11 protein-coding genes are annotated in these 12,385 nt (G+C 71.6%); 6 read left to right on the forward strand and 5 right to left on the reverse strand.

Annotated elements, in window-relative coordinates; translation table 11 throughout:
* The first annotated feature begins 297 nt into the window (after positions 1–297).
* The 5 genes from JOL79_RS16970 to leuD all read left to right on the forward strand — a co-directional run bounded on the left by JOL79_RS16970 (position 298) and on the right by leuD (position 5,406).
* Positions 298–2,172, forward strand: coding sequence for an FAD/NAD(P)-binding protein (locus JOL79_RS16970; RefSeq protein WP_210156789.1), 1,875 nt, complete (start codon positions 298–300; stop codon positions 2,170–2,172).
* A gap of 46 nt (positions 2,173–2,218) precedes the next feature.
* Positions 2,219–2,611, forward strand: a complete 393-nt coding sequence (locus JOL79_RS16975) for a cupin domain-containing protein (protein WP_210156790.1) — start codon at positions 2,219–2,221, stop codon at positions 2,609–2,611.
* A gap of 126 nt (positions 2,612–2,737) precedes the next feature.
* Positions 2,738–3,328 (forward strand): cysteine hydrolase family protein, encoded by a 591-nt coding sequence (locus JOL79_RS16980; RefSeq protein WP_210156791.1) that lies wholly within the window; start codon positions 2,738–2,740, stop codon positions 3,326–3,328.
* Between the two features lie 52 nt (positions 3,329–3,380).
* Positions 3,381–4,781: a 3-isopropylmalate dehydratase large subunit gene (gene leuC / locus JOL79_RS16985; RefSeq protein WP_210156792.1), complete on the forward strand. Its 1,401-nt coding sequence runs from the start codon at positions 3,381–3,383 to the stop codon at positions 4,779–4,781.
* 10 nt (positions 4,782–4,791) lie between these two features.
* A complete protein-coding gene (gene leuD, locus JOL79_RS16990) occupies positions 4,792–5,406 on the forward strand; it encodes a 3-isopropylmalate dehydratase small subunit (protein ID WP_210156793.1) in 615 nt (204 codons plus the stop codon).
* 75 nt (positions 5,407–5,481) lie between these two features.
* On the opposite strand, the gene JOL79_RS16995 is transcribed toward leuD, so the two are convergent.
* The 3 genes from JOL79_RS16995 to JOL79_RS17005 form a co-directional block, all read right to left on the reverse strand.
* Positions 5,482–6,225: a LuxR C-terminal-related transcriptional regulator gene (locus JOL79_RS16995; RefSeq protein ID WP_210156794.1), complete on the reverse strand. Its 744-nt coding sequence runs from the start codon at positions 6,223–6,225 to the stop codon at positions 5,482–5,484.
* A 374-nt stretch (positions 6,226–6,599) separates the two neighbouring features.
* Positions 6,600–7,613, reverse strand: coding sequence for a type I glyceraldehyde-3-phosphate dehydrogenase (gene gap, locus JOL79_RS17000; protein ID WP_210156795.1), 1,014 nt, complete (start codon positions 7,611–7,613; stop codon positions 6,600–6,602).
* A gap of 98 nt (positions 7,614–7,711) precedes the next feature.
* Positions 7,712–9,265, reverse strand: coding sequence for an MFS transporter (locus JOL79_RS17005; protein WP_210156796.1), 1,554 nt, complete (start codon positions 9,263–9,265; stop codon positions 7,712–7,714).
* A gap of 64 nt (positions 9,266–9,329) precedes the next feature.
* Here JOL79_RS17005 and JOL79_RS17010 point away from each other — a divergent pair, with 64 nt between their 5' ends.
* Complete coding sequence (locus JOL79_RS17010; protein ID WP_210156797.1) at positions 9,330–10,118, forward strand: ArsR/SmtB family transcription factor; 789 nt, start codon at positions 9,330–9,332, stop codon at positions 10,116–10,118.
* A gap of 7 nt (positions 10,119–10,125) precedes the next feature.
* On the opposite strand, the gene JOL79_RS17015 is transcribed toward JOL79_RS17010, so the two are convergent.
* Both JOL79_RS17015 and JOL79_RS17020 read right to left on the reverse strand, forming a co-directional pair.
* Entirely contained in the window at positions 10,126–11,151 is a 1,026-nt protein-coding gene (locus tag JOL79_RS17015) for an isocitrate/isopropylmalate family dehydrogenase (RefSeq protein WP_210156798.1), read from the reverse strand.
* Positions 11,148–12,320 (reverse strand): pyridoxal phosphate-dependent aminotransferase, encoded by a 1,173-nt coding sequence (locus JOL79_RS17020; protein ID WP_210156799.1) that lies wholly within the window; start codon positions 12,318–12,320, stop codon positions 11,148–11,150. Before JOL79_RS17020 ends, JOL79_RS17015 begins: the two co-directional genes overlap by 4 nt.
* Positions 12,321–12,385 lie beyond the last annotated feature (65 nt).

Genomic DNA, 12,385 nt, shown 5'->3' on the forward strand with positions numbered 1-12,385 from the left:
CCGATCGATTGTGCTCACAGTCGGAAAACGCAGCTCCGCGCATTTCCATGAGCGGATCAGATGACAAACATGAACGCGGCCACCTTGATCGGCCCAATGGCAGAGATGACCCTGGGACAGAACGGACCAAAAACCCTAGATAACCCGGCAGGCGGCCCGGCGAACATCCGTGGCCGCTTGCCGCTCATATTTCCTGCCAGGCGGTCTGAGAGGACGAAAGTGAACGATACCGCCGCGTTTCGCCCTGCCGACGTCACGCCAGCGGAATCGCGTCAGGAATTCGAGAGGTCCGTACCCGTGGATTCACCGGAGAGAGCGGGCGGGAGCCCGCGCCGCATCGCGATCGTCGGAAGCGGCCCCAGGGGAATGGGCGTCCTGGAACGCCTCGCGGCCCGGCTCGCCGAAAATCCCCCCGTCGGCCCGGTCGACATCCACCTCATCGACTCCCACGAGGTCGGGTGCGGGCGCGTGTGGCGCAGCGACCAGCCCGACTGGTTCCTGATGAACACCGTTTCCGGAGAGGTGACGATGTTCTCCGGCCCGCCCGACGACGGTCCGGTACGGCCGGGCGCCGGGCCCTCCCTGGCCGAGTGGTGGGCCACCCAGGATCCCGCGTGCCCCGGCCCGAACGGCTACGCGCCGCGCGCGCTGCACGGCCGCTACATGCGCTTCCTGCTCGACGTGGTGGAGCGGACGCTCCCTCCGGGCGCGCGCCTGCACCGGGTCACCGACCTGGTCGAGGACCTGGAACGCACCACGGACGGCTACCGGCTGGCCCTCGCCCGCGGCGGCCATCTGACCGTCGACCGGGTAGTGCTCACCATCGGGCACGGCCTGCCGGATCTGACCGGCAGGGAGCAGGCCCTGGCCGCCTTCGCCCGCGAGCGCCCCCACCTGCGCTACATCCGCGGGGACAGCGCCTCGGAGATGCCGCTCGACGAGATCCCCGCGGGGTCGACGGTCGGCGTCATCGGGATCGGGCTGTCGTTCTACGACGTCATGTTCGCCCTCACGCTCGGACGGAACGGCAAGTTCCTGGAGATCGAGCCGAACAGGACCGTCTACCAGCCGAGCGGTGAGGAGCCCGTCCTGGTGGCCGGCTCCCGCAGCGGCGTCCCCCTGCCCGCCCGCGGCCGCAACCAGAAGAGCTCCACGTATTCGTACGAGCCGACGCTGTTCCGGCCGGAGCTGGTCCGGCGCAGGACGGCGCATCAGGGGCGGGAGCCGCTCGACTTCGGCACCGAGGTCCAGCCCTGGGTGATCGCCGAGATGGAGCTGGTCTACTACGCCACCACGCTGCGGACCGGCGCCGGCGAGGCGGTCTCGGCCGCGTTCACCGCGGAGGTGGCGGCCCGGGCCGAGCGCGGGGTGCCCGACGTCCGCGCGATCGCCGCGGAGTTCGGCGCCGGCGACGTCACGCCGTTCGACCTCGAAGCGCTCAGCCGTCCGTTCGACCGGGCGACGTTCTCCAGCCCTGAGGAGTTCCACGCCGCGCTGATCCGGGAGATGCATCACGATCTCGACCGCGCGGAGCGGGGAAACTACGACGATCCGCTCAAGGCCGCGCTCGACGTGATGCGCGACACCCGCTGGGTCATCCGGGAACTGGTCGACTTCGGCGGCCTGCACCCGCGATCACACCGGACCGACTTCCTCGAATGGTTCTCGCCGAGAAGCTCCTTCCTGGCGGCCGGGCCGCCGCGGATCCGCGTCCGGCACGCGCTGGCCCTGATCGAATGCGGGCTGCTGCGCGTCACCGGGCCCAACGCGCGTTTCGTCTGCGACGAGGAGAGCGGCATGTTCGCCGTGTCGTCGCCGAACGTGGCGGGGTCGCGGACCGAGCTCGACGTCGTGATCGACGCGCGCGTCCCCAACCCCAACATGCCGCGCGACCCATCCCGCCTGGTACGCCGGCTGCACGGCCGCGGCGTCTGGACCGAGTTCGTGAACGGCGAGGGCCCCGACGCGTTCGCCACCGGAGGCGTGGCCATCACCCGGTCGCCCTTCCACCCGATCGGCCGGGACGGCGTCCCGGACACCGGCGTCTACGTGCTCGGCATCCCCGCGGAGCACACCCGCTGGTTCACCCTCGTCGGCAGCGGACGTCCGGGGCCCTGGAACGAGTTCATCAGGGACGCCGACGCCATCGCCGCGCACGCGCTCACCCCGTGAGCCGCGGAAACCCACCGCACCCCCCACCTCTTCCAGGGAGTCGCCCATGAGCCTGGCCGACAGCACGGCACGCACCGTCTCCGTGCTGCGCAACCTCCTGTCGCCGGAGAGCCTCGACGCCGTCGAGTGGAAGGAATGGCGGCAGCCGGGACGAGCCGGAGTGGAGATCCACTCCCTCGCCAAGGGCCCGCGGGCCGAGGCGTTCCTCGTCCGGTACGGCCCCGGCGCCCACGGCGACCTGCATCGCCACCTCGGCTTCGAGGTGGTGTTCGTCCTCGACGGGGAAATGATCAACGACAACGGCGACCGGTACACGAGGGGTGACCTGGTCGTCGAGGACGCGGACAGCGTCCATCAGATCGAGACGGAGACCGGATTCACCGTCCTTGCCTTCCGCGAGGCGCCGACCGAGCCCGTCGCCGGAGCGAACGGCACGTGAGCGGAGGCGCGGCCACCGGCCGCGCCTCTCCGCGTCCGCGTCCGCGATCGCCCCCAACCGATCTCACCGACCGATCTCACCGAACCGATCTCGCACCAACCGAAACGGCACAACAGAGGGACCACGATGGATCGACACCGCCCCGCCCTGCTCGTCATGGATCTGATCAACGACGTCGTGCATCCGGAGGGAAAGTTCGCCGACCACGGTTACGCAGAGCAGGTGGCCCGTCGCGGCGTCCTGGAGAACGCCGCGACGGCGATCCAGCACGCGCGGAGCGCGGACATCCCCGTCATCTACGTCGTCGTCGGCTTCTCCCCCACCTTCGTGGAGTGCCCGGCCGACTCCATGATCTTCGCGGACGCGCCCAGGGAGCGGAAGCTCATCCTCGGCACGTGGGGGACGCAGGTCCACGACGCGGTGAAGCCGCAGGACAGCGAGGTGGTCATCGCCAAGCGGCGGCTCAGCCCGTTCTACGGCACCGAGCTCGACCTGCTGCTGCGCACCCAGCGGATCGACACCCTCCTGCTCTCGGGGGTCTCCACCGATCTGGTCGTCATGTCGACCGTACGGGAAGGCCATGATCGGGACTATCGTGTCCGGGTCCTGGAGGACGCGACGGCGGCGGCCGACGAACGGCTGCACGAGGCGGCGATCACGCTCATCCGGCGGACCGCCGAGGTCACCTCGGTGCGCCGGGCCCTGCCGGCGCCGTGAGCGCGTCCGTCCCGCATCTCCGGTCGCTTCGAACGAAGAAGGTGAGAACCTGATGGGCTCCACGCTGGCCCAGAAGATCTGGGAGGCGCATCGCGTACGGCGCGGCGGCGCCGACGACGATCTGATCTACATCGACCTCCACCTGATCCACGAGGTCAACAGCCCGCAGGCGTTCGCCGGTCTCCAGGCCAGGGGGCTCACCGTGCGCCGCCCCGACCTCACGATCGCCACCGAGGATCACAACACGCCGACGATCGCCGTGGACCGGCTGATCCAGGATCCCGCCGCGCGCAGGCAGACGGAGCTGCTCCGGGAGAACTGCGCCCGGCACGGCATCCCGCTGTTCCGGCTGGGCGACCCGCGTCAGGGCATCGTGCACGTGATCGGCCCCGAACTCGGGCTCACCCGGCCCGGAATGACCATCGTGTGCTGCGACTCGCACACCACCACCCAGGGCGCGTTCGGCTCTCTCGCCCTGGGCATCGGGACCAGCCAGGTCGAGCACGTCCTCGCCACGCAGACCCTCGTGATGAGGCGCATGAAGGACATGTCGGTCACGGTGACCGGCGAACTGGCCGAGGGCGTCACCGCCAAGGATCTCGTGCTGGCGCTCATCGCCCAGATCGGCACAGCGGGAGGCCAGGGCCACGTGGTCGAGTACCGCGGCCCCGCCATCCGGGCGCTGTCGATGGAGTCCCGGATGACGCTGTGCAACATGACGATCGAGGCCGGCTCCCGCGCGGGGATCGTCGCCCCCGACGACACCACGTTCGCCTACATGAAGGACCGGCCGCACATGCCGCAGGGCGCGGCGTGGGACGGGGAGGTCGCGTACTGGCGGACGCTCCGCAGCGACGACGACGCGACGTTCGACCGCGAGACCGTCATCGACGGGAGCCGGCTCACGCCCTACGTCTCCTGGGGCACCAATCCCGGCCAGAGCGTGCCGATCGAGGGCAGCGTCCCGTCCCCGGCCGACTTCGCCGATCCGCAGGAGCGCGCGGCGGCGGAAGAGGCCCTGACGTACATGGATCTCAAGCCGGGCACCCCGATGCGGGACATCTCGGTGGACACCGTGTTCCTCGGGTCGTGCACCAACAGCCGGATCGAGGACCTGCGGGCCGCGGCCGAGGTCCTGGACGGCCGCCGGATCGCCGACGGCGTACACATGATCATCGTCCCGGGGTCCGCCGAGGTGCGCCGGCAGGCCGTGGCCGAGGAGCTCGATCGGGTCTTCACGGCGGCCGGGGCCGACTTCCGCGCCGCGGCGGGGTGCTCGATGTGCGCGGCGCTGAACGAGGACCGGCTGCGGCCGGGGCAGCGCGCCGCCTCCACGTCCAACCGGAACTTCGAGGGCCGGCAGGGCAAGGGGTCGCGGACCCACCTCGTCTCACCGGCCGTCGCGGCGGCGACCGCGGTGGCGGGACGGCTGACGGCTCCGAGCGATTTGTGAGGTCCAGCGGATGAAGCAGTTCACGGTCCACACCGGGACGGGCGTGCCCCTGCGGCGCGGCAACGTCGACACCGACCAGATCATCCCGGTGCGTTTCCTCACCCACTCCAGCAGGACCGGGCACGCGGACGCCCTCTTCGCCGACTGGCGGGACGACCCGTCGTTCGTGCTCAACCGGCCCGAGCACCGGGGCGCGACGATCCTGGTCGCGGGCACCGAGTTCGGCACCGGGTCGTCCCGGGAGTACGCCGTGTGGGCGTTGCAGGACTACGGCTTCAGGTGCGTGATCGCGCCGCGGTTCGGCGACATCTTCCGTGAGAACGCCCTCATGAACGGCCTGCTCGCGCTGGTGCTGCCCGCCGCCGTGGTGGAGCGGCTCTGGGACCTCGTCGAGGACGACCCGCGGGTGCCGATCACGGTCGACCTCGAACGCCTCCGGGTGCGCTGCGCCGGCGTGGACGAGCCCTTCTCCCTGGACGAGGAGATCCGCGCCCGTCTGCTGAGCGGCCTCGACCCGGTCATGGAGACGCTGGGCCACCACGAGGAGATCAGCGACTACGAGCGCAGGAGGCGGCCCACACTGCCCACCACCACCGCCCTCCTGGACGGCCCCCTGCCCGCCTGAGCCGGGCAGGAGCGGCCACCCGCGCGGCCTCGGTTCCCCGCCCCCTGGGAGCCGGGGCCGCCGCCGTTTCCGGGGTCACGCCGCCGATCCGCTGCGCGAGCAGCTCGTGGCGAGCGCGTTCCGCATCATGAGGACGGCCTCCAGGCGGCTGCGCACGCCGAACTTCGTCATGATGTGGGAGACGTGGCTCTTGATGGTCGCCGGGGTCACCTTCAGCGAATCGGCCGCCTCGGCCGTGGACAGGCCCGCCGACAGCAGGGTGAGCACCTCACGCTCCCGTTCGGTGAGCGTGCGCAGGACGGCCGGGGCGGTGCGCCGGTCTCCCCTGACGTCCGCCAGGCAGCCGGGGGCCTGACCCGTGCGGCCGGGCGGATCGATGAGCTGCCACAGCATGGGTGAGAGCACCAGATGGCCGGCCGACATGGCGTGCACGGCGGAGCTCACCCCTCGTCCCTGCGCGTCCTTCACCAGGCATCCGCCGACACCCGCGACGAGCGCGTCGTTCAGGGTCCGCCTGGTCCAGCCGACGCTCACGACGAGGACGCGCAGCCGTCGCGAGGCCAGGTCGCGAATGACGTCGAGCAGCCGCTCCGTCACCTCGGCGGCGAGCACCACGGTGTCCACCCCGGTGAGGGGCCAGCCGTCCACCGGGCTCCGCCCGTCGACGCCGGCGACCAGCCTGATGTGCGGGGCCTCTCTCAGGGTGCTTTCGAGAACGTGCCGGGAGATCGGGTCGTGATCGACGAGCAGCACGGTGGTCAGAGGCCTCCGGCGGGTCCTGGTGACGAAGTCCTCCCGCCGAAAAGTGACATCACACATGCTTCGCTCCCCCTGTCGCGAGCTTCCCCTGGCATCGATGCACTTTCGCAGCGGTCAGATAATAGTCAATATCACCCAATTAACCAACACGTCGAAACTTTTTCGAAATAGATATCCCGAAATGCGAGATGCAATTGCACGGCGACGTGGGCGACGACCAGGCCACGGGGTTATGCCTGTCAGGAAAGACGGATCAAACAGTTCCACCCGGGAACCGGCGAACGTTCAACTGGATATCCGGATTTCCTTGACAGAAGTCGTAAGGTCACGAGACGCGGCTCCGGCCGATCACCGGCCGCCACGACGATCCCCGTCGTGGCGGCCGGGACCGCCCTCGCCACGCCGGTCGCCCGGCCGGTCGGGCGACCGGCGGGTCACCCTCGGGCGCAGACCAGCTCGACCAGGTCGAGGGTGCGCTCCGAGAAGCCGCGCTCGTTGTCGTACCAGCCGACGACCTTGACCAGCGAGCCGCTGCCCGGCCGGTCGGAGACCATGGTCAGGGAGGCGTCGAAGGTGCAGGACGCCGGGCTGCCCACGATGTCCGTGGAGACCAGGGGAGCCTCGGTGTAGACCAGCAGCCCCTTCAGCTCGTTGTCCGCGGCCTGCTTGAACGCCTGGTTGACCTCCTCGGCCGTCACCGTGGCCTCCAGCTCGACGGTCAGGTCGACGATCGAGCCGTCCGGCACCGGGACGCGCATGGCGAGGCCGTCCATCCGGCCCTGCAGCTCCGGCAGGACCACTCCGATGGCCCGCGCCGCGCCCGTGCTGGCGGGCACGATGTTCACCGCGGCGGCCCGGGCCCGCCGGTAGTCCCGGTGCGGCGCGTCGTGCAGGCGCTGGTCGCTGGTGTAGGCGTGCGCGGTGTTCATCAGTCCCCGCTGTACGCCGAAGGAGTCGGAGAGCACCTTGGCCAGCAACGCGACGCAGTTCGTGGTGCACGACGCGTTCGAGATGATCTTCTGCGTGCCGTCGTAGTCGCCGGCGTTCACTCCGATCACCACGGTGAGGTCCGGGCCCTTGGCCGGGGCGGAGATCAGGACGCGGCCCGCTCCCGCGCTCAGGTGCGCGGCGGCCTTGTCCGCGTCGGTGAACACGCCGGTCGACTCGATCACGACGTCGATCCCGAGCTCCCCCCACGGCAGCTCGGCCGGGTCCTTGACGTTCAGCACGCGCATGCGGCGGTCGCCGACGACGATGTGGTCGCCCTCCGCGTGGACCGGAACCTCCAGCCGGCCGTGCACGGAGTCGAACATCAGCAGATGGGCCAGCAGCTCGGGGTCGACGAGGTCGTTGACGGCGACGATCTCGATGTCCGGACGGCGGAGCGCCGCCCTGGCGATGGTCCGGCCGATCCGGCCGAAGCCGTTGATGGCCACACGGTGAGCCATGGTTCTCCTACTCTCGATGCGTTGGGCTCGATGCGTTGGGCTTCGTGCGTTCGCCTCGATGCGCCGGCCGCCCGCGGCGTCCGACGCGAGCGCCGTTCTCAGACGGGTGAGGCGACCCGCTGCCGCCCGGCGAACAGTGCGAGCAGGGCTCCGGCGAAGAAGGCCGCACACGCGATCAGCGCGGACGTGTGCAACCCGCCGATCAGCCCGGTCGTCGCGGCGAGGGCGCCGAACATGGCCACCCCGACCGCGTTGCCCACCTGACGTGCGACGTTGAAGACGGCGGTCGCCACGCCGGCGGCCTCGACCGGGGCCGACTCGATGATCGCGGCGGTGGCCGCCGGGACCGTCAGCGGCGTGGCCAGGCCGGTGACGATGAGCGCGAACAGCAGCAACGGATACGCGGTGTCCGGGCCGGCCACGAGCCAGCCCAGGAACCCGGCGGTGCCGGTCAGCAGGGCCACCGCCATCGGCCGGTAGGGACCGTAGCGGGCGGTCAGCCGGCCCGACAACGGCGCCGCCACCAGGGCCATGCACACCGACGGCAGCAGCACCAGCCCGGTCTTCAGCGCGTCGTAGCCGCGCCCCTGCTGGAAGTAGAGCGTGGAGAGGAACAGCATTCCGTAGTAGCCGAGGTTGAGCAGGACGCCGATCACGGCGGTGGCCGCGAACCCGCTGCGGCGGAACCACGACGGCGAGAGCATCGGGGGACGCCCGGTGGCGTCCGTCCTGGCCGCCACCTCCAGCCGCCGTTCCAGGACGACGAACACCGCCAGCGTGACCAGCCCCACGGCCAGGGCGACGAGGACCCGCGCGGACGTCCAGCCGTAGACGGCCGCCTCGTTCAGCGCGCCGGCCACGGCCGTCAGGCCCACCACGCCGAGGACCTGGCCGACCACGTCCACCCGGCGCGATCCGCCACGGGGCGCGGGCGCGGGCACGTGCCGCAGCGTGAGCAGGATGGCGGCCACCACGATGGGCACGTTCAGCCAGAACACCGCCCGCCAGTCGAGCCCCCACACCAGCAGCCCGCCGACCAGGGGCCCCGCAGCGAAGGCGACGCCCGCGATGCCGCCCCAGATGCCCAGGGCCCGGGCCCGTACCGCCCGGTCGGGGTAGGCCGCGGTCAGCAGTGCCAGGGACGCCGGGACGAGGAGGGCCGCCCCGGCGCCCTGGAGCAGCCGGGCGACGACGAGCTGGGTGGCGGTGGCCGCCAGCGCGCATCCGGCGGAGGCCGCGGCGAAGACCACCAGGCCCGCGAAGAACACCTTTCGGTATCCCCGCCGGTCGCCCAGGCCACCGCCGAACAGCAGCAGTCCGGCGAAGATGGTGCTGTACCCGTCCACGATCCACTGCATCGAGGAGGCGTCGGCGTTCAGCGAGTGGCGGATCTGCGGGACCGCCACGGTCACGACGGTGACGTCGAGCATCACCAGGAAGTAGCCGAGGCTGAGCGCGATCAGCGGCGCGGCGGCGAGGGACGTGCCGCGCGCGGCGCCTCCGTCCGATGCCGCGGAGACGGGGCCCGGCGCCACAGGGCCTGGCACCACGGGGCCTGGCACCACGGGGCCGGACGCCACAGGCCCAGACACCACAGGCCCGGACGCGGCGTCCGCCGTGAGCCGGCCCTTGCTGTGATCGGTTACGTCCATGACCTCATTCTCCGAGTCGGATACTTAGGCGCACGCCGAAGCGTCACCGGCGTAGCGTGGACACATGCGTTCCATTGGCACAGTCGAGCCGGGCCGCGACCGAACCGAGCGGAACGGCGAACCTGACATCGCCCGGGCGGCCGCGCTGATCGCCGACCCCTCGCGCGCCCGGATCCTCAAGGCGCTGGGCGACGGCCGCTCGCTGCCGTCCAGCCTGCTCGCCGCCGAGGCCGGCGTCAGCGCCGCCACCGTCAGCGGGCACCTCCGCAAACTCGTCGAGTCCGGCCTGGTCCTGGTCGAACAGCACGGGCGGCACCGCTACCACCGGCTGGCCGGGCCCGAGGTGAGCGCCGCCCTGGAGGCGCTGGCGGTCATCGCGCCGCCGTCGAAGATCAGGACCCTGCGGGACAGCAGCCGCACCAACGCGCTCAGCCGGTCGCGCACCTGCTACGACCACCTGGCGGGCCGGCTCGGCGTCGCACTCATGCAGGCCCTGCTGCACCGCGACGTCCTGACCGGCCACGACGGCACACACCGGGCCGGACAGGCGTTCCGCGACCGGCCCGCGGCGTACGGTCATGACCACAGTTACCAGGTGACCGACCACGGCCGGGCCGAGCTCGCCCGCTTCGGCGTGGACCTCGACCGGCTGCCGCCGCGCCGTCCCGCCGTGCGCTACTGCGTCGACTGGAGCGAGCATCGGCATCACCTCGCGGGCGCTCTCGGCGCGGCCATCACCGGCAGGCTGTTCGAGCTCGGCTGGCTGCAGCCCGGCACGGCCCCGCGCGTGGTCCACCTCACCGAGGCGGGGGCCGCCGGACTCCTCCGGGAGTTCGGACTCGTGGACTACTGACCGGCGGCTACGGGCCGTCGAGCGACACCCGCAGGGCCAGTTCGTCGCCGACGGCCGCGGGCGACCGGCCGGAGCGGGTCCCGTGCTCGTCGAGGTCGTTCAGCACCGCGGCCTCGACGCGGGCCGCCTCGGCCGCGCGTCCGGCGTGCTCCAGCGCCAGCGCGGCGGCCAGGGCGACGGCGCGCACGTCGGGGCCGCCGGTGACACCCGGCGGGCCGCTCGGGCGGAACAGCGACGGCACGCCGGCCTCCACCGCGATGTGGCCGCCGGCCGCCGGGCCTCCGCCGCTGACGGCGCCGCCCAGGCCGATCATCACATCGCCGAACAGCCCGTCCGTGACGACCACGTCGAACCGCTCGGGCTGGCTGACGACGAACATCGCCGCCGCGTCGACATGCAGATACTCCACCCTCACCGAGGGAAACTCGGGTGCGATCCGCGACACCGCCCGGTTCCAGACATGGGCCGCGTGCACGAGGATGTTGCTCTTGTGCACGAGCGTCAGCTTCCCGCGCGGCCGCGCCGCGGCGCGCCGGAAGGCGTACGCGACCACGGCGTCGACGCACCGCGCGGTCTGCACGGCGACCTCGCTGGCGATCTCCTGTGGGGTGCCCGTCCACAACGCCGCCCCGCGCCCGCCGTAGTTGCCCTCACCGACGTCCCGGACGACGACGAAGTCGACCTCCGGCTGCCCGGCGAGCGGCGAGAGCACCCCGGGCAGCCGTCTGACGTGGCGGACGTGGATGTGCTGCCCGAACTCCTCGATCAGCCGGCCGAGCCTGCCGTGCGCCGGGAGCGACCCGTCGCCGGACGACGTCGCCACGATGGCGTCGCAACGCGCGAGTTCGCCGGCGAGCTCACGAGGCGGATCGAGCGACGTGGACGAGCCCCACGAGCCGAGGTCGTACGTACGGATCGTCACGGCGTTCCCGTCTTCGTACGGCACCGCGTCGAGCACCTTGCGGGCGTGCCCCGCGGCCTGCCGCCCGGCCGCGTCCTCCGACACGACGGCCAGCGTCACGGATCGGGTCATCGCAGCACGCCCGCCATCCGGTCGATCGCTTCCTCCAGCACGTCTCGCGACGTGGCGAAGGAGAGCCGGATGTGCCCCTCTCCCCCGGGGCCGAACGCCGACCCCGGGGTGACGGCGACGCCCGCCTCGCGGAGCAGCCACTCGGTGAACGCCTGGGAGTCCGCGAAGCGCGTCCCGCGGATGTCGGGGAACACGTACAACGCGCCCTCCGGCGGCGCGCAGCGGATGCCGGGCAGCGAGTTGAGGCCGCCGACGATCAGGTCGCGCCGCGCCCGGTACTCCTCGGTCATCGCCCGGACGGGCTCCTGGTCGCCGGTGAGCGCCACCACACCGCCGTGCTGCACGAACGAGCCGGCGCAGCCGACCGTGTGCTGCTGCACCTTCAGCATCTCGGCCGCGATGTCGGCGGGAGCCGCCACGTATCCGAGACGCCAGCCGGTCATGGCGTACGCCTTGGAGAACCCGTTCACGGTGATCGTCCGGTCGGCGCAGCCGGGCATGCTCGCGACGCTGATGTGCTCGCCGCCGTCGAAACGGATCTTCTCGTAGATCTCGTCCGTGACGATCAGCAGATCGTGCTCGACGGCGAAGGCGGCGACGACCTCGGCCTCCGCCCTGCTCAGCACCCGGCCGGTCGGGTTGTTCGGGTTGTTCAGCAGGATCGCCTTGGTCCGGCCGGTGCGGCCGTGTTCGAGCGCCTCGCGGGTGATGCGGAAGCCCTCGTCGCCCCGCAACTCCACGGCGACCGGGCGGGCGCCCACCAGCCGGGCCATCGCGCCGTAACTCACCCAGCTGGGCGTGGGGACCAGCAGGTCGTCGTCAGGATCGAGGATCGTCGTGAGAGCGATGAACAGGGCGTGCTTCGCCGAGGGGGTGGCGATCAGGTTGACCGCCGGGTCGACCGTGAGGCCGTTCTCCTTGCCCAGTTTCTCGGCGACGGCGGTCAGGAGCTCCGGCAGGCCCCGGCTGGCCGTGTAGTGCGTCCGGCCCTCGCCGATCGCGCCGACGGCGGCGTCGGATATGTGCCGGGGGGTGGCGAAGTCAGGCTCTCCCCCTCCGAGGTCGAGCACCGACCGCCCCTCCGCCCTCAACCGTCGTACGAGGTCGAGGACGGCGTAGGTGGCCGATTTCTCGATGAGCCGGAAACGTTCCGCGGTGCGGCTCTTCATCACTCTCCTTCGAAGTCGCCCGGATTGACGCGGTCGCCCGCCGCGGGCCGGCGACCGCCGTGGGA

It is taken from the genome of Microbispora oryzae (assembly GCF_017896165.1).
In the GTDB taxonomy this organism is placed as follows: Bacteria; Actinomycetota; Actinomycetes; order Streptosporangiales; family Streptosporangiaceae; genus Microbispora; species Microbispora oryzae.

What these genes read in the sequence shown, in the direction of transcription:
- JOL79_RS16975 (WP_210156790.1), top strand. Translation starts at nt 2,219, where the DNA reads ATGAGCCTGGCCGACAGCACGGCACGCACCGTCTCCGTGCTGCGCAAC.
- JOL79_RS16980 (WP_210156791.1), top strand. Translation starts at nt 2,738, where the DNA reads ATGGATCGACACCGCCCCGCCCTGCTCGTCATGGATCTGATCAACGAC.
- leuC (WP_210156792.1), top strand. Translation starts at nt 3,381, where the DNA reads ATGGGCTCCACGCTGGCCCAGAAGATCTGGGAGGCGCATCGCGTACGG.
- leuD (WP_210156793.1), top strand. Translation starts at nt 4,792, where the DNA reads ATGAAGCAGTTCACGGTCCACACCGGGACGGGCGTGCCCCTGCGGCGC.
- JOL79_RS16995 (WP_210156794.1), bottom strand. Translation starts at nt 6,225, where the DNA reads ATGTGTGATGTCACTTTTCGGCGGGAGGACTTCGTCACCAGGACCCGC.
- gap (WP_210156795.1), bottom strand. Translation starts at nt 7,613, where the DNA reads ATGGCTCACCGTGTGGCCATCAACGGCTTCGGCCGGATCGGCCGGACC.
- JOL79_RS17005 (WP_210156796.1), bottom strand. Translation starts at nt 9,265, where the DNA reads ATGGACGTAACCGATCACAGCAAGGGCCGGCTCACGGCGGACGCCGCG.
- JOL79_RS17010 (WP_210156797.1), top strand. Translation starts at nt 9,330, where the DNA reads ATGCGTTCCATTGGCACAGTCGAGCCGGGCCGCGACCGAACCGAGCGG.
- JOL79_RS17015 (WP_210156798.1), bottom strand. Translation starts at nt 11,151, where the DNA reads ATGACCCGATCCGTGACGCTGGCCGTCGTGTCGGAGGACGCGGCCGGG.
- JOL79_RS17020 (WP_210156799.1), bottom strand. Translation starts at nt 12,320, where the DNA reads ATGAAGAGCCGCACCGCGGAACGTTTCCGGCTCATCGAGAAATCGGCC.